The 20112-nt window shown below is 64.6% G+C and carries 22 protein-coding genes and 1 other RNA gene; 9 read left to right on the top strand and 14 right to left on the bottom strand.

Annotated elements, in window-relative coordinates; all coding sequences use genetic code 11:
* Positions 1-147: 147 nt before the first annotated feature.
* The 9 genes from V2I08_RS11410 to map all read right to left on the bottom strand — a co-directional run bounded on the left by V2I08_RS11410 (position 148) and on the right by map (position 8809).
* A complete protein-coding gene (locus V2I08_RS11410) occupies positions 148-933 on the bottom strand; it encodes a phosphoadenylyl-sulfate reductase (protein WP_349635211.1) in 786 nt (261 codons plus the stop codon).
* Positions 926-1366 (bottom strand): DUF934 domain-containing protein, encoded by a 441-nt coding sequence (locus tag V2I08_RS11405; protein WP_096061030.1) that lies wholly within the window; start codon positions 1364-1366, stop codon positions 926-928. The genes V2I08_RS11410 and V2I08_RS11405 overlap by 8 nt, the downstream gene beginning before the upstream one ends.
* A 101-nt stretch (positions 1367-1467) precedes the next feature.
* Positions 1468-3099 carry a nitrite/sulfite reductase gene (locus tag V2I08_RS11400; protein WP_349635210.1) on the bottom strand — a complete coding sequence of 544 codons (1632 nt, stop codon included), beginning with the start codon at positions 3097-3099 and terminating at the stop codon, positions 1468-1470.
* A 3-nt stretch (positions 3100-3102) separates the two neighbouring features.
* On the bottom strand, positions 3103-3399 hold the full coding sequence (locus V2I08_RS11395; protein ID WP_349635209.1) for a DUF2849 domain-containing protein: 297 nt from the start codon (positions 3397-3399) through the stop codon (positions 3103-3105).
* A complete protein-coding gene (cobA, locus tag V2I08_RS11390; RefSeq protein ID WP_349635208.1) occupies positions 3396-4184 on the bottom strand; it encodes a uroporphyrinogen-III C-methyltransferase in 789 nt (262 codons plus the stop codon). The genes V2I08_RS11395 and cobA overlap by 4 nt, the downstream gene beginning before the upstream one ends.
* 84 nt (positions 4185-4268) lie before the next feature.
* Positions 4269-5702: a succinylglutamate-semialdehyde dehydrogenase gene (gene astD / locus V2I08_RS11385; protein WP_349635207.1), complete on the bottom strand. Its 1434-nt coding sequence runs from the start codon at positions 5700-5702 to the stop codon at positions 4269-4271.
* A gap of 156 nt (positions 5703-5858) precedes the next feature.
* Positions 5859-7271 (bottom strand): type I glutamate--ammonia ligase, encoded by a 1413-nt coding sequence (gene glnA / locus V2I08_RS11380; protein ID WP_349635206.1) that lies wholly within the window; start codon positions 7269-7271, stop codon positions 5859-5861.
* Positions 7272-7400: 129 nt separating this feature from the next.
* Positions 7401-7739, bottom strand: coding sequence for a P-II family nitrogen regulator (locus V2I08_RS11375; protein ID WP_037476853.1), 339 nt, complete (start codon positions 7737-7739; stop codon positions 7401-7403).
* Positions 7740-7981: 242 nt separating this feature from the next.
* Positions 7982-8809 (bottom strand): type I methionyl aminopeptidase, encoded by an 828-nt coding sequence (map, locus tag V2I08_RS11370; protein ID WP_037476852.1) that lies wholly within the window; start codon positions 8807-8809, stop codon positions 7982-7984.
* A gap of 79 nt (positions 8810-8888) precedes the next feature.
* Between map and V2I08_RS11365 the strand changes: the two genes are divergently transcribed.
* Complete coding sequence (locus tag V2I08_RS11365; protein WP_349635205.1) at positions 8889-9650, top strand: molybdopterin-binding protein; 762 nt, start codon at positions 8889-8891, stop codon at positions 9648-9650.
* 16 nt (positions 9651-9666) lie between these two features.
* Here the strand turns inward: V2I08_RS11365 and V2I08_RS11360 are convergent, their stop codons facing one another.
* The 4 genes from V2I08_RS11360 to rpiB form a co-directional block, all read right to left on the bottom strand.
* On the bottom strand, positions 9667-10755 hold the full coding sequence (locus tag V2I08_RS11360; protein WP_349635204.1) for a TrmH family RNA methyltransferase: 1089 nt from the start codon (positions 10753-10755) through the stop codon (positions 9667-9669).
* A gap of 73 nt (positions 10756-10828) precedes the next feature.
* Positions 10829-11287: a transcriptional regulator NrdR gene (nrdR, locus tag V2I08_RS11355; protein ID WP_349635203.1), complete on the bottom strand. Its 459-nt coding sequence runs from the start codon at positions 11285-11287 to the stop codon at positions 10829-10831.
* A gap of 127 nt (positions 11288-11414) precedes the next feature.
* Positions 11415-12716 carry a serine hydroxymethyltransferase gene (gene glyA, locus V2I08_RS11350; protein WP_349635202.1) on the bottom strand — a complete coding sequence of 434 codons (1302 nt, stop codon included), beginning with the start codon at positions 12714-12716 and terminating at the stop codon, positions 11415-11417.
* A 12-nt stretch (positions 12717-12728) separates the two neighbouring features.
* Complete coding sequence (gene rpiB, locus V2I08_RS11345) at positions 12729-13166, bottom strand: ribose 5-phosphate isomerase B (RefSeq protein WP_349635201.1); 438 nt, start codon at positions 13164-13166, stop codon at positions 12729-12731.
* 102 nt (positions 13167-13268) lie between these two features.
* Here rpiB and V2I08_RS11340 point away from each other — a divergent pair, with 102 nt between their 5' ends.
* Complete coding sequence (locus V2I08_RS11340) at positions 13269-13460, top strand: hypothetical protein (RefSeq protein ID WP_349635200.1); 192 nt, start codon at positions 13269-13271, stop codon at positions 13458-13460.
* 58 nt (positions 13461-13518) lie between these two features.
* Here the strand turns inward: V2I08_RS11340 and V2I08_RS11335 are convergent, their stop codons facing one another.
* The gene (locus tag V2I08_RS11335) at positions 13519-14175 is read right to left on the bottom strand and encodes an alpha/beta hydrolase (protein ID WP_017184627.1); all 657 of its coding nucleotides are present in this window, start codon (positions 14173-14175) and stop codon (positions 13519-13521) included.
* Between the two features lie 150 nt (positions 14176-14325).
* On the opposite strand from V2I08_RS11335, the gene V2I08_RS11330 reads away from it, so the two are divergent.
* The 7 genes from V2I08_RS11330 (at position 14326) to V2I08_RS11300 (ending at position 20065) form a co-directional block, all read left to right on the top strand.
* Positions 14326-15441 carry an aminotransferase class V-fold PLP-dependent enzyme gene (locus V2I08_RS11330; RefSeq protein WP_349635199.1) on the top strand — a complete coding sequence of 372 codons (1116 nt, stop codon included), beginning with the start codon at positions 14326-14328 and terminating at the stop codon, positions 15439-15441.
* A complete protein-coding gene (locus V2I08_RS11325; RefSeq protein WP_349635198.1) occupies positions 15438-16526 on the top strand; it encodes a cysteine desulfurase family protein in 1089 nt (362 codons plus the stop codon). The genes V2I08_RS11330 and V2I08_RS11325 overlap by 4 nt, the downstream gene beginning before the upstream one ends.
* A gap of 21 nt (positions 16527-16547) precedes the next feature.
* Positions 16548-16883 carry a 2Fe-2S iron-sulfur cluster-binding protein gene (locus tag V2I08_RS11320; protein ID WP_349635197.1) on the top strand — a complete coding sequence of 112 codons (336 nt, stop codon included), beginning with the start codon at positions 16548-16550 and terminating at the stop codon, positions 16881-16883.
* Between the two features lie 5 nt (positions 16884-16888).
* A complete protein-coding gene (gene blaSGM, locus V2I08_RS11315) occupies positions 16889-17851 on the top strand; it encodes an SGM family class A beta-lactamase (RefSeq protein ID WP_349635196.1) in 963 nt (320 codons plus the stop codon).
* 134 nt (positions 17852-17985) lie between these two features.
* Positions 17986-18083, top strand: an RNA gene (gene ffs, locus V2I08_RS11310) — signal recognition particle sRNA small type.
* A gap of 51 nt (positions 18084-18134) precedes the next feature.
* A complete protein-coding gene (locus V2I08_RS11305) occupies positions 18135-19745 on the top strand; it encodes a DNA polymerase III subunit gamma/tau (RefSeq protein WP_349635195.1) in 1611 nt (536 codons plus the stop codon).
* Positions 19742-20065, top strand: coding sequence for a YbaB/EbfC family nucleoid-associated protein (locus V2I08_RS11300; protein WP_037477519.1), 324 nt, complete (start codon positions 19742-19744; stop codon positions 20063-20065). The genes V2I08_RS11305 and V2I08_RS11300 overlap by 4 nt, the downstream gene beginning before the upstream one ends.
* The last annotated feature ends 47 nt before the right edge of the window (positions 20066-20112 follow it).

Genomic DNA, 20112 nt, shown 5'->3' with positions numbered 1-20112 from the left:
CGGCTGAGCGATCGTCTGGGGTTTGCTTTTGTTCACGCGGAGGCGCGGAGGCGCGGAGATTTTTTGCGGCCCGCGGCCGGGGTGGGGATGGTAGCTGCCTTTCTCCCCCCTTCTCCGCGTCATCGCGTCTCCGCATGAACCAAAAGCTCAGAATACCGGCATGTTGGCCGGGTCTTCCGGGTCGACCACGGGGAGGGGCGTGACGGGCGAGTGGATGCCGCATTCGACCTTGTCCCAGCCGCGCCAGCGGCCTGCGCGCGGGTCTTCGCCGGGCAGCACTTTGGACGTGCAGGGTTCGCAGCCGATCGAGAGATAGCCTTGCGCCTCCAGCGGGTGGCGGGGCAGGGCGTGGTCGGCGAAATAAGCCTCCAGATCATCCTTGGTCCAGTCGCCCAGCGGGTTGATCTTGAGCCGACCGTCCTCAACCTCGAAGCGGGGCAGGTTCTGCCGGGTCACCGACTGGAACGCCTTGCGACCGGAAATCCAGGCGTCGAGGCCATCCTTGGCGCGCTTCAATGGCTCGACCTTGCGGATTTCGCAGCAGCCGTCGGGATCATAGGACCAGCGCAGGCCGGTCTCGTCCTTCTTGGCGATCACTTCGGCGATCGGCGTCACGGTGCGGCTGTCGGTGAAGCCGAAGGCGTCCATCAGCGTGTCGCGATAAGTAAGCGTTTCAGCGAACATCTTGAGCGTGTCGACGAAGATCACCGGCACGGTCGGGTCCGCCTGCGCCACCAGATGCAGCAGCACGGCGCTTTCGGTGCCGAAGGAAGAGACGACCGCGACATTCCCGGCCAGCCCTTCGGCAAAGACGGTCTTGAGCATGTCCAGCGTGCCCACACCCTCGAACCGCGCGTTGAGTGCGTCCGCATCCGCCTGAGCGAAGGCGGGGCGAGTGTCGATGATGTCGAGCGTGCGGGCGGCTTTAGCCATTCTGTGTCTCCGGGTGCCGCTTTGCCCAAATGGGCGCGCGGCCGTCGATCGTCTTTTGATAGACGTCTGCGTAGCGGGTGAGCGCGCGATCGACGGCGGCATCGTCAAGCGCCTTGGCCGGGTGGAAGCTGTCGAAGCCGCAGCGGCGCATGGCAACGATCTGGTCCACCAGCACGTCGCCGACGGCGCGCAATTCGCCCGCATAGCCCGCCTCGCGCAGGATGCGCGCCGCCGAATAGCCGCGCCCGTCGCCAAAGCCGGGGAAATTCACTTCCACCAGCGAGATGCGATCGAGGTGCGGCAGCAATTCACGCGCGTCTTCGCCGGGTTCAATGCGGACGGCGGTGGCGTTGGACTGGCCGGTGAAGGCTTCGACCGTCACGGCGGGTTCCTGCGTGGATTCGCCGTCCCGGAAGGAGAGAAATTCAACCATGCCACACACTCCGTTCGCCCTGAGCCTGTCGAAGGGCTGCACTTTTCTTCAAGAAGGACAGGGCTTCGACAAGCTCAGCCCGAACGGGGGAGAAGGAGGCATCAACCATAAATCGCCTCCTTGAAGGGCGTCATGCCGATGCGGCGATAGGTGTCGAGGAAGCGTTCGCCAGCGGTGCGTTCGGCCAGATAGATGTCGGTGACCTTCTCGATCGCATCGACCACGCCATCTTCCGAGAAACCGGGGCCGGTGATCTGGCCGAGCGAGGCGTCCTCCGCGCCGGAGCCGCCAAGCAGCAACTGGAAATTCTCGACGCCGCGCCGGTCCACGCCCAATATGCCGATATGCCCGGCATGGTGGTGGCCGCAGGCGTTGATGCAGCCCGAAATTTTGAGCTTCAATTCGCCCAGGTCCGCCTGCCGCTCCGCATCGGCGAAGCGCGCCGCGATCTTCTGCGCCAGCGGGATCGAGCGGGCATTGGCCAGCGCGCAATAATCGAGGCCAGGGCAGGCGATGATGTCGGTGATGAGGTCGAGATTGGCTTCAGCCAGCCCCGCCGCCGCCAGCTTCTGCCAGATGGCAAACAGGTCCGCCTTCTGCACATGGGGCAGGACGAGGTTCTGCGCATGGGTGACGCGCAGTTCGTCGAAGGAGTAGGTTTCGGCCAGGTCCGCCACCAGCGCCATCTGCTCGGCCGATGCGTCGCCGGGGATGCCGTCGATCGGTTTCAGGCTGATGTTGACGATGGCATAGCCGGGCACCTTGTGCGCCGCGACCTGACGGTCGAGCCAGAGCGCGAATGCCCGGTCGCTGCGGTCGATCGTGTCGGACAGGCCACTTTCATAGGCGGGCGGCGCGAAGAAGGCGCGGATGCGGGCCAGTTCCTCGACCGGCGGGTTGAGGCCAAGGTTGCGCATATGGGCGAACTCTTCCTCGACCTGGCGCTTATATTCCTCGACGCCAATCTCATGGACCAGGATCTTGATCCGGGCCTTATATTTGTTGTCGCGGCGACCGTGGCGATTGTAAACGCGCAGGCAGGCTTCGAGATAGGAGATGATCTCGTCCTCGGCCACGAAGTCGCGGATCAGCGGCGCGACCATCGGGGTGCGGCCCATACCGCCACCGGCATAGACTTCCGCGCCGACGACGCCGTCACGCTCGACCAGCTTGAGGCCGATGTCATGCAGGCGCATCGCCGCGCGATCATCGTCGGACGCGATTACCGCGATCTTGAACTTGCGCGGCAGATAGGTGAATTCAGGGTGGAAGCTCGACCATTGGCGCAGCAATTCGGCCCAGGGGCGGGGGTCCGCCACCTCGTCCGCGCTGACGCCTGCATATTGGTCGGAGCTGATATTGCGGATGCAATTGCCCGATGTCTGGATGGCGTGCATCTCGACCGTCGCCAGTTCGGCGAGGATGTCGGGCGCGTCGGCCAGCTTGATCCAATTATATTGCAGGTTCTGGCGGGTGGTGAAATGGGCATAGCCCTTGTCATATTTGCCCGCAATCTCGCCCAGCTTGCGCAATTGCGTGCCCGACAATGTGCCATAGGGGATGGCGACGCGCAGCATATAGGCGTGGAGTTGCAGGTAGAGGCCGTTCATCAGCCGCAGCGGCTTGAACTGGTCCTCGGTCAGCGCACCGGCGAGGCGGCGCTGGGTCTGGTCGCGAAATTCCTCGACGCGGGCATCGACGATCGACTGGTCGTAGCTGTCATAACGATACATGGTTCAGATCACCCAGTTGCCGGCATCGGCATCGTTCGGTTTCAGGGTCAGGTCGGGGCGCACGGTCGGCCCCAGCGCGCGGATGCGGTCCTTGATATGGGCCGGGCGCACGCCGTCATCGGTGATGGTCGCGTCGATCACATAGGCGCCGACGACGCGCAGCGCTGCTTCCTCGGCACGGGCGAGATCGTCGCCCTGCGTGCCGACATCGGCGGCATCGCCGACCTGGCGCGACCAGCCATCGCCCGCCCACCAGATGACGTCGCCCGACGCCAGATCATTACCCGTCAAAATCTTCACGAACGCATCTCCGCCCCATGTTCCTGTCTTTGTGCCCAGCCGACCAGCACGTCGCGCGCCAGGGCATGGCTCGCCACATCGCCGACCACGATCAGCGCCGGGCTGATCACGGCTTCGCGCTCCACCATATCGCCCAAGTCGGCGAGCAGGGTGCGCAGCGTGCGCATGTCGGCGCGGGTGCCGTTTTCCAGCACCGCGACCGGCAGGGCGGGCGATACGCCATCGGCGATCAGCTTGTCGGCGATCTGCGCGGCGGTCGCCACGCCCATATAGATGACGAGCGTGCGGCCCTTGCCAGCGAGGCCCGACCAGTCCTGATCGGTCAGCCCCTTGCACTGGCCCGCGACGAAGGTGACGGCGCTCGACGCATCGCGGTGCGTCAGCGGCAATTGCGCCTGCGCGGCGGCACCGATGGCGGCGCTGATGCCGGGCACGACCTCGACCGGCACGCCCGCTGCGCGGCAGGCATCGACTTCCTCGCCGCCACGACCGAAGATGAAGGGATCGCCGCCTTTCAGCCGCACCACCGCTTCGCCCGCCAGCGCGCAGCGGACCAGCAGCGCGTTGATCGCGTCCTGTGGCATGGAATGGCGGCTGCGCTGCTTGGCGACCGAGATGAGTTCGGCGTCGGGGGAAGCGAGCGCGAGAATAGCGTCCGACACCAGCCCGTCATGCACGATCAACCGCGCATCGCGGATCAGGCGCACGGCCTTGACCGTCAGCAGTTCCGGGTCGCCGGGTCCAGCGCCCACCAGGTGGACGGTAGCAGGTGAAGTGTCAGCCATGTTCGCCATGTGGCCAAAGCGCGGGGCGAGTTCAATTCAGAATGCTTATGGGCAGGGGTAGGAAATGTTTTGGCGGGGGACGGATCAGTCGCCCATCGCGCTGACGTCAATGTCCTTGAGGCCCACGCCGATCGCGGCGCGGGGGGTTTCGATTTCCGCCGACACGACCGGATAGGCGCAATAATCCGCCGCATAATAAGCGGTTGGCCGGTGGTTGCCCGAAATGCCGACGCCGCCGAACGGCGCGGACGAGGAGGCGCCGTTGGTCGGGCGGTTCCAGTTGATGACGCCCGCGCGGACATTGGCCCAGAACTGATTATATTGGTCGGGCGATCCGCCGATCAGCGAAGCGGACAGTCCATAGCGGCTGCTATTGGCCTGCGCGATCGCATCGCTGAACTCAGCGACGCGGACGACCTGGAGCAGCGGGCCGAACAGTTCGACATCGGGTGGTTCGGCCATTGCGGTCACGTCGATGATGGCGGGGCTAAGGAAAGGCAGGCCCTTTTTGGGGCGCACCATATGTTTGATCGGCTTGCCGCCATTGCTCATCAGCCAGAGGAAGCTTTCGGTCAGCCCGTCGGCGGTCGCATTGTCGATGACCGGGCCCATATAGGGCGTCGGGTTGGCATGGGGGTGATCGACGATCAGCCGGTCAGCCAGTTTCTTGACCTCGGCGATGAACCTGTCCGCGATGGCGTCCTTGACGATCAGGCGGCTGGCGGCGGTGCAGCGCTGGCCGCTGCTGAGGAAGGCGGACTGGACGACCAGCACGGCGGCAGCGTTGATTTCGGGCGTGTCCCACACGACGATGGGATTGTTGCCGCCCATTTCCAGCGCCAGAATCTTGGAAGGCTGGGCCGCGAACTGGCGGTTGATGGCGATGCCGGTCTGGGCGGACCCGGTGAACAGGATGCCGCCGACATCGGGATGGGCGGCGAGCGCCTTGCCGGCATCCGGCCCGCCGAGCAGCAGGCGTAGCGCGTCGAACGGGACGCCCGCCTCATGATAGAGTTTCACCAGCATCTCGCCGACCGCCGGGGTCTTTTCGGAGGGCTTGAAGACAACCGCATTGCCCGCGAGCAGCGCGGGAATGATATGGCCATTGGGCAGGTGCGCGGGGAAATTATAGGGGCCAAGGACTGCCATCACGCCATGTGGCTTGTGCCGGACCGATTGCCGCGCGCCCAGCGCCGCCTCCAGACGTTTCTGCCCGGTGCGTTCCGAATAGGCGGCGACCGAGATATCGACCTTCGCCATCACGGCGCTCACCTCGGCATGGGCGTCCCATAACGGCTTGCCAGTTTCGCGCGCGATCAGGTCGGCCAGCGCATCCTCGTTCCGGCGCACGATATTGACGAAACGGCGCAGGGTTTCGATGCGCACCGCGATGGGCTGCGCCGCCCAGCGCGGCCAGGCGGCACGGGCGCGCGCGACCTCCGCCTCCACGTCCCCCGCCTCGCCCTGCCAGAGCAGGACGCCGGTGGCGGGTTCATGGGACGTGAGGGGGGTGGTCATGCTGCGCTGATATGGAGGAAAAAGGTTAAGGAAGGAAGGGTGGGCGCCAGCGCTTGCGACGGGCGGAGTGGCGCGGCTTGAGCCTTGTCCGCCAAAGCAAAAGGCCCGGCCGCTTCGCAGCGACCGGGCCTTTCCTATCGAGCAGGACTGAAAGGATCAGCCGCTATAATACATATCGAATTCGACCGGCGAGGGTGCCATTTCCCAGCGATAGACTTCGGGCCACTTGAGTTCGAGATAGGCGTCGATCTGGTCCTTGGTGAACACGCCGCCCTTGAGCAGGAAGTCCTGATCCTTTTCCAGGCTTTCGAGCGCTTCGCGGAGCGAACCGCAGACGGTCGGCACCTTGGCCAGTTCAACCGGCGGCAAGTCGTACAGGTTCTTGTCCATCGCCTCGCCGGGGTGGATCTTGTTCTCGATCCCGTCGATGCCGGCCATCAGCAAAGCGGCGGTGGCGAGGTAGGAGTTGGCGAGCGGATCGGGGAAGCGGAATTCGACGCGCTTCGCCTTTGTGCCGGCACCATAGGGGATGCGGCATGAGGCCGAACGGTTGCGCGCCGAATAGGCGAGCAGCACGGGCGCTTCGAAGCCCGGCACCAAGCGCTTGTAGCTGTTGGTGGTCGGGTTGGTGAAGGCGTTCAATGCCTTGGCATGTTTGATCACGCCGCCGATGAAGAACAGGCAGGTTTCCGACAGGCCGGCATAGCCGTCACCGGCAAAGGTGTTCTGACCCTTGTTCCAGATCGAGATATGCGTGTGCATGCCCGACCCGTTGTCCGCCTTGATCGGCTTGGGCATGAAGGTCGCGGTCTTGCCATAGGCCTGGGCGACCATCTTCACGACGTACTTGTAAATCTGGATGCGGTCGCAGGTTTCGACGAGCTTGCCGAAGGTCAGGCCCAGTTCGTGCTGGCTGCCCGCGACTTCATGATGATGCTTGTCCATGGGCAGGCCCATTTCCATCAGCGTGGTCACCATTTCGGCGCGAATGTCGGTGGTCACATCGACCGGGCCGACCGGGAAATAGCCGCCCTTGGCGCGGGGGCGATGGCCCATATTGCCGCCGTCATAGCTGGTGCCGGTGTTGGTCGGCAGCTCGACATCGTCCAGCTTGTAGAAGGACGAGGCATAGGTGTTGTCGAATTCGACGCTGTCGAACATGAAGAATTCGGGCTCAGGGCCGATATAGACCGTGTCGCCGAGGCCGGTCGACTGCAGGAACATTTCGGCGCGCTTGGCGGTCGAACGCGGATCGCGCGAATAGAGCGAGCCGTCGAGCGGTTCGACGATGTCGCACACCAGGATCATCATCGGCGTCGCGCTGAACGGATCGAAGAAAACCGCGTCCAGATCGGGCTTGAGGATCATGTCCGATTCGTTGATTTCCTTCCAGCCCTCGATCGAGGAGCCGTCGAACATCAGGCCGTCGGTCAGTTCATCTTCGCCAATGACGTTGGCGCACATGGTCAGGTGATGCCAGGTGCCCTTGGGATCGGTGAAGCGGACATCGACCCATTCGATCTCCTTTTCCGCGATCATCTTCAGGATGTCTTTTGGCGTATTGGCCATGTGCAGTTGCCCTTCTCTCAAAATACCCCCCCGAAGGGGTAAGGTGGATGCCCATCATGTTCCGGTCCGCGAGGAACCGGGCAGAAATTTACATAGTGCCAGCCTGAACGTCGGGCTGGCGGAGAACCATCAGATCGCGTCGCTGTCCCGCTCGCCGGTACGGATGCGGACGGCGCCCTCGATATTGGAGATGAAGATCTTGCCATCGCCGATGCGGCCGGTCTGCGCGGCGGCGCAGATCGCTTCGACCACGCGGTCGGCCAGCGCGTCGTCGACAACGACCTCCAGCTTCACCTTCGGCAGGAAGTCGACGACATATTCAGCGCCGCGATAGAGTTCGGTATGGCCCTTCTGGCGGCCAAAGCCCTTGGCTTCGGTCACGGTTATGCCCGACACGCCCACTTCGTGGAGTGCTTCCTTCACTTCGTCCAGCTTGAACGGCTTGATGATCGCTTCGATCTTTTTCATCACTCGTAATCCCAACCATGACGCCCGACAGGATACGGTCGATCCGCATCCCTCTCTCCCGTGCGAGAGACGAACATCATGCCCCCCTTGGCCTGCGTCGTCCCTCTTTTTCTTCAATTACCGTGCCAAGTGGCGAATCGCCAGGATATGCTTTCGGCGATGCCGCAATCTTTGTCCATATTGCCCGGATTCAGGGCAATTTCCTGTGGCGCTGCCCGTTTTTTAAGCAGCAAAAGATTGGCTCACAGATAGGGCGGCGCGTCGAGACCAGCGGGGCTTTTGGTGAAAATCTCGCAGCCGGTTTCGGTGATGCCGATACTATGTTCGAACTGGGCCGACAGGGTGCGGTCGCGCGTTACCGCCGTCCAGCCATCGTCCAGCATCTTCACGCCCGCCTTGCCGATGTTGATCATCGGTTCGATGGTGAAGAACATGCCTGGCTTCAATTCGGGGCCAGTGCCGGGGCGGCCGACATGGACGACCTCCGGGCTGTCGTGGAAGACGCGGCCCAGGCCATGGCCGCAAAAGTCGCGCACCACGCCATAGCGGTGCTTTTCGGCATGGCGCTGGATCACCGCGCCGATGTCGCCCAGATGGTTGCCGGGCTTCGCTTGCTCGATGCCCAGCATCAGGCATTCATAGGTCACTTCGACCAGGCGGCGCGCCTTGATCGGCGCTTCGCCCGCGATGAACATGCGGCTGGTGTCGCCATGCCAGCCATCGACCAGCGGGGTCACGTCGATATTGACGATGTCGCCATCTTTCAGCCGATAGTCGCCGGGAATGCCGTGGCAGATGACATTGTTGATCGAGGTGCAGCAGCTATGGGTGTAGCCGCGATAGCCGAGCGTTGCGGGCACGCCACCGCCATCCAGCGTCATGCGCCGGACGATGTCGTCCAGTTCGCCGGTGGTGACGCCCGGCACGACATGCGGCACCAGCGCGTCGAGTATCTCGGCGGCGAGCCGTCCGGCCTTGCGCATGCCAGCAAAACCGGCTGCGTCATAGAGTTTGATCGCAGTCGAGCGGGAGATCGGCGCGTCCGCCGTCATCGTCATATATTCGGTCATGGCATGACTATAGGGGCAGATGCGCGATAATGCGAGAGGGCGGCTAGGCAGCGCGACCAGCGCAGGCTATGCAGCGGCCATGGCCGATACCACCCGCATCTGGACCGCAGCGCTGATCGTCATCGGCGACGAGATATTGTCTGGCCGCACCCAGGACAAGAATGTGGCGCAGATCGCCCTGTGGCTCAACGTCCAGGGCATTCGCCTGCGCGAAGTGCGGGTCGTCGCCGACGATCAGGACGCGATCGTCGAGGCGGTCAACATATTACGAGTGCGCAACGATTATCTTTTCACCACCGGCGGCATCGGCCCGACTCACGACGACATCACGGTCGATGCGATCGCGGCGGCGCTGGGCGTGGCGGTAGAAATCCACCCGCAGGCGCGGGCGATGCTGGCGGGCTATTATGAGACACGCGGCGGGCTGACCGACGCGCGGCTGCGCATGGCACGGGTGCCTGCGGGTGCGAGCCTGATCGAAAATCGCATGTCGGGCGCACCCGGCATCCGGCATGGCAATATCTTCATCATGGCGGGCGTGCCGCACATCACCGCCGGGATGCTCGACAAGCTGACGGGCACGCTGGAGGGTGGCGTGCCCGTCCAGTCCGCGACGGTCGGTTGCTGGGTGGCGGAAAGCGAGATTGCCGACCTGCTGGGTGCGACCGAACGCGCGCATGAGGGCTGCCAGATCGGCAGCTATCCCTTCTTTCGTGAAGGCCGGACGGGCGCGAATTTTGTGGTGCGATCGACCGATAGCGACAGGCTTGATGCGTGCGTCACGGCATTGTCCGAAGGCCTCGAAGCGGGCGGCTGGCCTGTGACGGCCGGGGGCATCTGAAAACCCCCGCCGCCGGTCAGCGTTCGCGCGGCCGGTTGAGGTGCGATATCACCCCGCGCAGCGTCCGCACTTCCAGATGATTCCAGCCAGGCTTGGTCAAAAGGTTGCGCAGCGTCAGCTTGGTCGCGGGTGCGCGGTCTGGCGGGAAGAAATAGCCGACCTTTTCCAGCAGCGTGGTGAACTGGTCGATCATGCCCTCCAATTCCTCCTGCGGCGCGGGCACGCCAAGGTCGGTGATGGTGGGCTGAGCGAGGTTCGCCTGTTTCGACCATTCATAGGCGCACAGGATGACCGCTTGCGCGAGGTTCAGGGAGCCGAATTCCGGGTTGATCGGGACGGTTAATATCTTGCGGGCGAGCGCGACATCCTCGGTCTCCAGCCCGGATCGTTCGGGGCCGAAAATATAGGCGCAGCGCCCTTGCGCGGCATGGATTTCGCGGGCGGCTTCTTCGGGCGTGACCACGGGCTTGGTGACGCCGCGCTTGCGGACAGTGGTGGCATAGACATGGGCGCAGTCGGCCACGGCGTCGGCCAGCGTTTCATAGACCTGGGCTTGATCGAGGATGAAATCCGCGCCCGCCGCCGATGGGCCTGCGTCGGGATTGGGCCAGCCATCGCGGGGCGTGACCAGCCGCATCTCGGTCAGCCCGAAATTGAGCATCGCGCGCGCAGCCTTGCCGATATTCTCGCCCAGTTGCGGGCGGACGAGGACGATGACGGGGGGTGGGGGTGTATGTTCTATCATATTACCGTTCGTCCTGAGGTGGGGCTGAGCCTCTTTTAACGCCGTTCGGTTCGAGCCAGGGTCGAGCGTAGTCGAGACCCGTGGTCGAGAACGGGCAGCGTCCGATACCGCTTTCCAGTCCCCTCGAATTAAGGCTTCTTTCTTTTTGCGCGACCAATCCTTCACCTGGCGCTCGCGCTCCAGCGCGTCGATCCGATCCGTGAAGGTTTCGCTGAACACCAGTTCTACCGGGCGTCGATCATGCGTATAGCCCGGAATTTCCCCAGACTGATGTTGTCCGATACGCCGTTCCAGATCGTCGGTGTGGCCCGTATAATAGCTGCCATCGGCGCAGCGGAGGATGTAAATCCAGAAACTCATGTTGCGCGTTGTTCTCGACAAGCTCGAACCGAACGGAGGTTGGGGGCCGGGGCGAACGGAGGCAGGATCGTGCTCATCCCCCCACTTCCTTCACCGTGCCGGCGAAATCCTCGAAATCCTTGGCATCCGTGAAGTCCTTATACACGCTGGCGAAGCGGATATAGGCGACGCTGTCGAGGCGTTTGAGGCCTTCCATCACCATTTCGCCGATCGCGCGGGCGGGGACTTCGGTGTCGCCGCTGGTTTCGAGCTGGCGCTGGATGCCGGAGATCAGCTTTTCGATGCGGCTGGGGTCGATCGGGCGCTTGCGGCAGGCAATGCCGATCGAGCGGGCGAGTTTGTCGCGCTCGAACGCTTCCTTGCGGCCCTCGCTCTTGACCACCCAGATGTCGCGGAGCTGGATGCGCTCGAAGGTGGTGAAGCGGGCGGCGCACGCTTCGCACTGGCGGCGACGGCGGATGGCGGTGCCGTCCTCCGTCGGCCGACTGTCCTTCACCTGGCTGTCTTCATGGGAACAGAAGGGGCAGCGCATGATCGTCTCCTTAAAATTCCCCCTCCCGCTCGCGGGAGGGGGCTAGGGGGTGGGCCTGCTCAAACGCTGCCGAAACTGGACAGGCCCCACCCCAACCCCTCCCCTAGAGGGGAGGGGCTTTTATCGTTTAGTAAATCGGGAACCGTCCGGTCAGCGCCAGCACCTTCTCACGGACATGGGCTTCGACCTGGCCGTCGCCGTCATCGCCATTGCGCTTGAGGCCTTCCACGACCTCGGCAATCAACTCGCCGATCTCGCGGAATTCCGCTTCGCCGAAACCGCGCGTGGTGCCTGCGGGGGTGCCGAGGCGCACGCCCGACGTCACGAACGGGCTGGCGGTGTCGAACGGGACGTTGTTCTTGTTGCAGGTGATGTAGGCGCGATCCAGCGCCTTTTCGGCGGCCTTGCCGGTGGTGTTCTTGGCGCGCAGGTCGACCAGCATCAGGTGATTGTCGGTGCCGCCCGACACGATCGACAGGCCAGCATCGGCCAGCGTTGCGGCCAGCGTCTTGGCGTTGGCGACGATCTGGTGCGCGTAAGCCTTGAACTCCGGCGTCAGCGCTTCCTTGAACGCCACAGCCTTGGCGGCGATGATATGCATCAGCGGGCCACCCTGCAGGCCGGGGAAGATGGCGCTGTTGAACTTCTTCGCGAGTGCCTCGTCATTGCACAGGATGATGCCAGACCGCGGGCCACGCAGCGACTTGTGGGTCGTGGTGGTGGTGACATGGGCGTGGGGGACGGGCGAGGGATGCGCGCCGCCCGCGACCAAGCCGGAGAAATGCGACATGTCGGCGAGCAGATAGGCACCCACTTCGTCGGCGATCTCGCGGAAGCGTTCGAAATCCCAGTGGCGCGAATAGGCGGTGCCGCCGCAGATGATGAGCTTGGGCTTGCTCTCGCGCGCGATGCGGGCGACTTCGTCCATGTCGATCCGATGATCGTCGGCGCGCACGCCATAGGCGACCGGGTTGAACCATTTGCCCGACATGTTGACCGGCGACCCGTGGGTCAGATGGCCGCCCGACGACAGGTCGAGGCCCATGAAGGTATCGCCCGGCTGGAGCAGGGCCAGGAACACGGCCTGGTTCATCTGGCTGCCGCTATTGGGCTGGACGTTGGCGAATTTCGCGCCGAACAACTCTTTCGCCCGTTCGATCGCCAACGTCTCGACGACATCGGCATATTCGCAGCCGCCATAATAGCGCTTGCCCGGATAGCCTTCGGCATATTTGTTGGTGAAGATCGAACCGGCAGCTTCCAGCACGGCTTTCGACGCGATATTTTCGGACGCGATCAGTTCGATCTTGTCCTGCTGGCGCTTCAATTCATGTTCGATCGCGCCGAAGATTTCGGGGTCCGCGCTGGCAAGCGATTCGCTGAAGAAGCCATCCTGACGGATGGCCGGGCTAAGGGTGTCGATGCTCATCGAAATATCCTTTCAGAGCGCGGGCTGGGATAGTTTGTCGACGCGGCCGGCATGGCGGCCTCCGCCAAATTCGGTGGTTAGGAAGGCGATGACACAGGCCTTGGCCATGTCTACGCCGGTCAGGCGCGCACCCATGGCCAGCACATTGGCGTCATTATGTTCGCGCGAGAGCGCCGCCGACAGCGGCTCGCCGACCAGCGCGCAGCGGCAGGCCGGGTTGCGATTGACCGCGATCGAAATGCCGATGCCCGACCCGCAGAGCGCAATGCCGCGATCCGCCGCGCCGGTGGCAACCGCTGTCGCGAGTTTGTAACCATAATCGGGATAATCCACCCGATCGTTGGAGGCGGGGCCGAGGTCGTCGACCTCATGCCCTTCGTCGCGCAGCCATTGCGCCAGCTCCGCCTTCAATTCGATGGCGGCATGGTCGGATGCGATGGCGATCTTCATCTGCGGTGCGTCCCTTCACCGATGGGGTGATTCGTTCCCGCGCCTCTTAGGGGCAGAAGCGCTAGATTGCCACCTTGCTCCGCCGCCCTTATGGGCAGAGCCATGACAGGCACGATCCTCTCCATCCTGATGCTGGCCGGGCTGCTGCTGACCGGCGGCGGCCTCTATGTGATGGTCAAGTTGCGCGACCGCAAGCGCGGGGCGCTGATGATCATCGCGGGGCTGGTGATGTTCGGCAATGTCGCGATCACGGCGATACCGGGGCCGGACCTGCCGGGGCTGGAACGGCGCTGAACAAAAAAAGGGACCATCGTCGGACGGTCCCTTTTTTGTTCAGCGCTTTGTTTTTGGCTCAGCGGATCGGCGAATCCGGGGACAGGCGCATGTCGAGATAATTGTCGACCGACTTCATCAGTTGGTCGAGTTCATGTTCGAAGAAGTGATTGGCACCCCGGATCTCATCATGATGGATGGTGATGCCCTTTTGCGTGCGCAGCTTGTCGACCAGCTTCTGGACGGCGCTGGCGGTCACGACTTCATCGGACGTGCCCTGCACGATGATACCCGACGAGGGGCAGGGCGCGAGGAAGGAGAAGTCGTACATGTTGGCGGGCGGCGCGACCGAGATGAAGCCGCGGATTTCCGGGCGGCGCATCAGCAATTGCATGCCGATCCAGGCACCGAAGGAGAAGCCCGCAATCCAGGTGGTCTGCGCTTCGGGGTGGAAGCTCTGCACCCAGTCGAGCGCCGCTGCGGCATCGGACAGTTCGCCAATGCCGTTGTCGAACGTCCCCTGGCTGCGGCCGACGCCCCGGAAGTTGAAGCGCAGCACGGCAAAGCCGCGCTTCACGAAGGTCTTGTAGAGCGCCTGGGTGATGCGGTCGTTCATGGTGCCGCCGCCCTGCGGATGCGGGTGCAGGATCATGGCGACCGGCGCACGCGGGCGGGGCGGGGGGCTGAAACGGCCTTCGAGACGGCCTTCGGGTCCGGTAAAGATTACGTCTGGCATGGCACCTGTTATCGTTCTGGGCCACTCGGCCCGGATGGGCAGGGCGGCAAATGGAGTCGCGACGGGCGCGCCAAGGGATGTGCTGGCGCAGCGCGGCAGACCGCCTATATAGAAGCCGCCGCCATTTCCGCAATCAATGAGTAGCCCCCCTTGGCCGCCGACCGCCTCTATCTCGATCATGCCGCGACGACACCGATGCTGGCGCAGGCGCAGGCGGCGATGGTTGCCGCCATGGGCCATTGGGCCAACCCGTCCAGCCCCCATGCCGACGGCCGCGCCGCGCGCGCCGCGCTGGAGGAGGCGCGCGCCCGGATCGCGGCGGCGCTGGGCTGGGACGGGCATGTGATTTTCACGTCGGGGGCGAGCGAGGCGATCGCGATCGGGCTGGGTCGGGCAAAGGCGGGGCGGGTTGTGACGTCGGCGGTGGAGCATGATGCCGTGCTGCGGCTGACGAAGGGGGCCGAGCGACTGGCGGTGGATGGGGATGGTTGCGTCCATATGCTTCGTCATTCCCGCGCAGGCGGGAACCCATCTCCCAGCCTCACCACGGATATAGCGGGGGAGATGGATCCCCGCCTGCGCGGGGATGACGGGGGGGGCACAATTTTCGCCATCCAGCACGTCAACAATGAAACGGGCGTGATCCAGCCACTGGACGCGCTGGATCGTTCCGGCGCGATCCTCTTCGCGGATTGCGCGCAGAGCGCGGGCAAACTGCCGCTGCCCGATGCCGACATGATCGCGATCAGCGGGCATAAATTTGGTGGTCCGCCCGGCATCGGCGCGCTGCTGATCCGCGATCTGGCGCTCATTGAGGCGAGCGGTGGGCAGGAGCAGGGCTATCGCGCGGGGACCGAGAATCTGCCTGCGATCCTGGCGATGGCGGCGGCGCTGGAGGCGCGGGCGGACTGGTTGCCGGGTGCCGCCATCCTGCGCGCACGGCTGGATGCAGGGATCGAGGCGGCGGGCGGGGTGATCGTCGCGCGCGATGCGCCGCGTATCGCGGCGATCGCCAGCTACCGGATGCCGGGCCTGTCGGCGCGCGCGCAACTCATTCAGTTTGATATGACGGGCATTTCGGTGTCTGCGGGCAGCGCCTGTTCGTCCGGTTCGCTCAAGACCAGCCATGTGCTGCACGCGATGGGCTGGGACGAGGCGGTGGCGAGCGAGGTGGTGCGGGTGAGTTTCGGGCCGCAGACAGGCGAGGCCGACGTCGATCGCTTTCTGGCCGCCTGGACCACGATGGCGCAGCGGGCGCGGCGATGATCTATCTGGATTATCAGGCGACCACGCCGCTCGCCCCCGAAGCCTATGAGGCGATGGTCCCGTTGCTGCGCGACCAGTTCGCCAATCCCCACAGCGCGCATCGGCCGGGCCGGGCGGCGGCGGCGCAGGTGGAGGTGGCGCGCGAAGCGGTCGGCGCGTTGTTGCCGTCCAGCGGGCGGTTGCTGTTCACGTCAGGCGCGACCGAGGCGCTCAACATCGCCATTCAGGGTGCGCCCAAAGGCGATATCGTCACCATCGCGACTGAACATGCGGCGGTGCTGGATACGGTCGAGGCCTTGCGGCGCGCGGGGCGGGCTGTGACGGTGCTGCCGGTCGGGGCGGATGGTGTCGTGGACTTGGATGCGGCCGCGCAGGCGATACGACCCGGCGTCGCGCTGGTGGCGGTGATGCTGGTCAATAATGAGATCGGCGTCATCCAGCCCGTCGCGACGCTGGCGGCGTTGGCGCATCAGGCGGGCGCGCTGCTGCTATGCGACGCGGTGCAGGGCTATGGCCGGGTGCCGATCCCCGACACATGCGACATGGTCGCGATCAGCGCGCACAAAATCCATGGGCCAAAGGGGGTGGGCGCCTTGTGGCTGCGCGACGGGGTCAGCCTTACCCCGCTCCTCCATGGCGGCGGGCAGGAGGGCGGGTTGCGCTCCGGCACGCTTTCGCCCGCGCTGTGCGCCGGATTCGGGGTTGCCGCGCGATTGATGCGCGACCGGGCGGAGGCCGACCGCGCCCACGTCGAATCGCTGGCCGTTCTTGCCCGAACCCTATTTGCCGACTGGACGATCAATGGCAGCGTGACCGCGCGCTATCCGGGCAACCTCAACCTGCGCCGCGCCGGAATCGATGGCGCGCGATTGTTGTCGGATTGCCGCAATATCGCTTTTTCGCTCGGCAGCGCTTGCGCAAGCGGGTCCGGCAGGCCTAGCCATGTGCTGCGCGCACTGGGCCTGACAGACGCACAGGCGCGTGGATCGGTGCGGATCGGCTTTGGCCGCTATACGACACCGGCCGAACTGGAGAGCGCTGCGGAGGCATTGAACAAGGCGGCAGCCGCACAAGCGGCGCTGTAAAAAAGGGAGCGTCGCACCATCATGACCAGGGTTACCTTCATCAGCGCTGACGGGGAACGGCGACAGGAGGTCGATGCCCCGGCGGGATCGGTGCTGCTCGACATCGCACAGGCGGCGGGCCAGCCGCTCGAAGGGACGTGCGAGGGGCAGATGGCCTGTTCGACCTGCCATGTCATTGTCGAAGCCGCCGATTTTCCGCGCCTGGGCCGCGCCAGCGAGGATGAGGAGGATATGCTCGACCTTGCTGCGTCCGCCACGCGCACCAGCCGCCTGTCGTGCCAGATTGTCCTGGCCGATGGGCTGGATCAACTGACCGTGCGCATCCCGCCTGAATCCTATAATATGCAAGGTATGTGAAGCCGATGAAACGACTGCCCGCGCTCGCGCTGCTCCTGCTGATCGCCGCGCCGTCCAGCGCCGCCGACAAACAGAAAAAGACCAAGGAGCCAGTGCCGACCAGGCAGCTCGATTCGCTGCTGCCGCCTGCGCCGCGCTATCTGGTGCCGCAATCGGCGCTGGAGCAGGTGCGCAATCCCAAGGAGATAGAGGAAGAAACAGGCGGGCGGCTGGGCGTCGCGCTGGTCGACAGCAATGGCGCGTTGCTGCTGGGCTTCAACCGTGACGAGCCGTTCGCCATGTGCTCGACCTTCAAGGGGCCATTGGCGGCCGCCGTGTTGATTGGCGCGGAAGGCGGCAAGTTCGGGCTGGATGGCGAAATCTCTTACGGCAAGGACGATCTTCTCGATTATGCGCCGGTGGTGAAGAAGAATTTGAAACGCGGCCGGATGAGCATGGCCGAACTGGCGCAGGCGGCGGTCGAGGTCAGCGATAACAGCGCCGCCAATCTGCTGCTGCCGATGCTGGGCGGGCCGCCGGGGTTGACCGCCTTCATGCGCGCTCATGGCGACAGCGTGACCCGGCTGGATCGTAACGAGCCGGAGTTGAACGAAAATGCCGAGGGCGATCCGCGCGATACGACCACGCCCGCCGCTATGGCCGGGTTGATGGGGCGGCTGTTGTTCCGCGACATGCAGGGCGAGAGCGCCGAGCGGCTGCGTGGCTGGCTCAACGCCAGCAGCACGGGCGACAAGCGGATCAAGGCGGGCCTGCCCGAAGGCTGGACGTCGGGCAGCAAGACCGGCACTTGCGGCACCGCCTATAATGACGTGGCGCTGGTCAAGTCGCCGGCGGGTGACGAATATATATTGGCGGTCTATCTCGACCGGCCGACGGTCGATGCGAAGAAGGCCGAGGCGGCGATTGCGGAAACCGCGCGGGCCGCGCTTAATTTCGTCGGGCAGGCGCAGAAGAGCGGGCTGGAATAGGAGCATTCCGCCGTTCCGTTCGTGTCGAGCGAAGTCGAGACACGCTTGCGCCAAGTTCGCCGCTTCTCGACTTCGCTCGAAGCGAACGGCTTTGGTTGCCCCTTGCCATTATGTCACCCTTTCGCCATATGCGCCGCGGGAGTCGGGCGGACGTGATCGTCGCGAACCGGGTCAGGTCCTGACGGAAGCAGCCACAGTGATTTCGTCACGGGTCGTTCCGGCTCCCACCTTCCAGCCATCATCCCGCTTCGACAAGGGCGGCCCGAACGGCTAGACCACAGCAATGTCCGATTCCCCGCAGCCCTATCGCGTCCTCGCGCGCAAATATCGACCGCGCAGCTTTCATGAACTGATCGGGCAGGATGCGATGGTCCAGACGCTGGGCAATGCGATCCGGCGCGGGCGGCTGGCCCATGCCTTTTTGATGACCGGCGTGCGCGGGGTCGGCAAGACATCGACCGCGCGGCTGATCGCCAAGGCGCTCAACTGTATCGGCGAAGACGGGCAGGGCGGGCCGACGATCGACCCTTGCGGCGTCTGCGAACCCTGCACCGCGATTGCCGAGGGGCGGCATATCGACGTGGTCGAGATGGACGCTGCCAGCCATACCGGCGTCGATGACGTGCGCGAAATCATCGAGGCGGTGCGCTATGCCGCCGTTTCCGCGCGCTACAAGATCTACATTATCGACGAAGTGCATATGCTGTCCAAAAACGCCTTCAACGCGCTGTTGAAGACGCTGGAGGAGCCGCCTGCGCATGTGAAATTCCTGTTCGCGACGACCGAAGTGAACAAGGTGCCGGTCACCGTCCTGTCGCGCTGCCAGCGGTTCGACTTGCGGCGCATTCCGGCCGACCTGCTCGCCAGCCATTTCGCCCATGTGGTGGAGGCCGAGAAGGTCGCGGCGGAGCCGGATGCGCTGTCGCTGATCGCGCAGGCGGCCGAAGGGTCGGCGCGCGATGGCCTCTCCATCCTCGACCAGGCTATCGCCCATGCGGAAATGGGGGAAGGTGAGCCGGTCGTCACGGCGGCGCAGGTGCGCGACATGCTCGGCCTGTCGGATCGCGGTGCGGTGCGCCGTCTGCTGGGGCTGCTGCTGGCGGGCGATACCGCCGCGCTGCTGACGGCCGTGCGCGATCAATATGCGCTGGGCGTCGAGCCGCTGGCGCTGATGCGCGGGCTGATGGAACTGGTCCATGCGGTGACGCTGGTGAAGGCAGGGCGCGATATTGCCAGCCCCGGCCAGTCCGCCGAGGAACGCGATGCGCTGGCGGATTGGGCGTCGCAGATCGGCTTCGCGCCGCTGCATCGGCTGTGGCAATTGCTGGTCAAGGGCCATGACGAGGTGGCGAGCGCGGTGCTGCCGATCGAAAGCTGTGAAATGGCGCTGCTGCGGGTGATGCATGCCGCGACCATGCCCGATCCGGGCGAGATTGCGCGGATACTGCGCGAAGGCGGGCCTGTTGCAGCGGCGGCACCGGGCGCGGTGGCTGCGACTCCAAGTGCTGGTCCTGCCGCGCAATTGCCAGCCACTTTTCCCGACCTGATCGAGGCCTTCTGGCAGCGCGGCAAGGGCCAGTTGGCGCAGGAGCTGCATGATAGCGTCGCGCTGGTGCGCTATGCGCCGCCTGAGATGGACTATCGCGCGGCACCCTCGCTATCGGCGGATTTCGCCGCGCGGATCGCGCCTGCGCTCAAGGAGGTGACGGGCGTTGCCTGGCGTGTGGCGCAGAGCGATGGCGAGGCACAGCCGACCCTCTTGGCGCAGGAGCAGGCCGCGCAGGCCAATGCCCGCGCCGCAATTCTCGAAACCCCGGTGGTGAAGGCGGCGATGGCGGCCTTTCCCGACGCGGAGCTGGACGACCGGCTCGAACAATGGAGTGTAGGACAATGAAGGATCTGAACGAAATCCTGGGCATGGCAAGCCGTGTGCAGGAAGAATTGCAGCGCGCGCAGGACAATCTCGACAAGCTGGAAGTCGAGGGCGCGGCTGGCGGCGGTCTCGTCAAGGTGAAGGCGTCGGCCAAGGGGCGCATTTTGGGCGTTTCGATCGACGACAGCCTGCTGGCCCCCTCGGAAAAGCAGATGCTCGAAGACCTGGTGACCGCCGCGTTCAACGACGCGCGCAAGAAGGCGGACGAGGTCAGCAATGCCGAAATGGGCAAGATGACGGCAGGCCTGCCCTTGCCCCCCGGCTTCAAACTGCCGTTCTGAGCGCGGATGTGCGCGAAGAGCCCTATAATAACCCTGGGTTCATCGTG

This window comes from Sphingobium sp. MK2, from assembly GCF_040170545.1.
Lineage (GTDB): Bacteria > Pseudomonadota > Alphaproteobacteria > Sphingomonadales > Sphingomonadaceae > Sphingobium.
The sequence above is the reverse complement of the archived record's forward strand: the minus strand, read 5'-3'. Positions and strand labels throughout refer to the sequence as shown.

Coding starts and splice junctions, on each gene's coding strand:
- V2I08_RS11410 (WP_349635211.1), bottom strand. CDS start 933: ATGGCTAAAGCCGCCCGCACGCTCGACATCATCGACACTCGCCCCGCC.
- V2I08_RS11405 (WP_096061030.1), bottom strand. CDS start 1,366: ATGGTTGAATTTCTCTCCTTCCGGGACGGCGAATCCACGCAGGAACCC.
- V2I08_RS11400 (WP_349635210.1), bottom strand. CDS start 3,099: ATGTATCGTTATGACAGCTACGACCAGTCGATCGTCGATGCCCGCGTC.
- cobA (WP_349635208.1), bottom strand. CDS start 4,184: ATGGCTGACACTTCACCTGCTACCGTCCACCTGGTGGGCGCTGGACCC.
- astD (WP_349635207.1), bottom strand. CDS start 5,702: ATGACCACCCCCCTCACGTCCCATGAACCCGCCACCGGCGTCCTGCTC.
- glnA (WP_349635206.1), bottom strand. CDS start 7,271: ATGGCCAATACGCCAAAAGACATCCTGAAGATGATCGCGGAAAAGGAG.
- V2I08_RS11375 (WP_037476853.1), bottom strand. CDS start 7,739: ATGAAAAAGATCGAAGCGATCATCAAGCCGTTCAAGCTGGACGAAGTG.
- map (WP_037476852.1), bottom strand. CDS start 8,809: ATGACCGAATATATGACGATGACGGCGGACGCGCCGATCTCCCGCTCG.
- V2I08_RS11365 (WP_349635205.1), top strand. CDS start 8,889: ATGGCCGATACCACCCGCATCTGGACCGCAGCGCTGATCGTCATCGGC.
- V2I08_RS11360 (WP_349635204.1), bottom strand. CDS start 10,755: ATGAGTTTCTGGATTTACATCCTCCGCTGCGCCGATGGCAGCTATTAT.
- nrdR (WP_349635203.1), bottom strand. CDS start 11,287: ATGCGCTGCCCCTTCTGTTCCCATGAAGACAGCCAGGTGAAGGACAGT.
- glyA (WP_349635202.1), bottom strand. CDS start 12,716: ATGAGCATCGACACCCTTAGCCCGGCCATCCGTCAGGATGGCTTCTTC.
- rpiB (WP_349635201.1), bottom strand. CDS start 13,166: ATGAAGATCGCCATCGCATCCGACCATGCCGCCATCGAATTGAAGGCG.
- V2I08_RS11340 (WP_349635200.1), top strand. CDS start 13,269: ATGACAGGCACGATCCTCTCCATCCTGATGCTGGCCGGGCTGCTGCTG.
- V2I08_RS11335 (WP_017184627.1), bottom strand. CDS start 14,175: ATGCCAGACGTAATCTTTACCGGACCCGAAGGCCGTCTCGAAGGCCGT.
- V2I08_RS11325 (WP_349635198.1), top strand. CDS start 15,438: ATGATCTATCTGGATTATCAGGCGACCACGCCGCTCGCCCCCGAAGCC.
- V2I08_RS11320 (WP_349635197.1), top strand. CDS start 16,548: ATGACCAGGGTTACCTTCATCAGCGCTGACGGGGAACGGCGACAGGAG.
- blaSGM (WP_349635196.1), top strand. CDS start 16,889: ATGAAACGACTGCCCGCGCTCGCGCTGCTCCTGCTGATCGCCGCGCCG.
- V2I08_RS11305 (WP_349635195.1), top strand. CDS start 18,135: ATGTCCGATTCCCCGCAGCCCTATCGCGTCCTCGCGCGCAAATATCGA.
- V2I08_RS11300 (WP_037477519.1), top strand. CDS start 19,742: ATGAAGGATCTGAACGAAATCCTGGGCATGGCAAGCCGTGTGCAGGAA.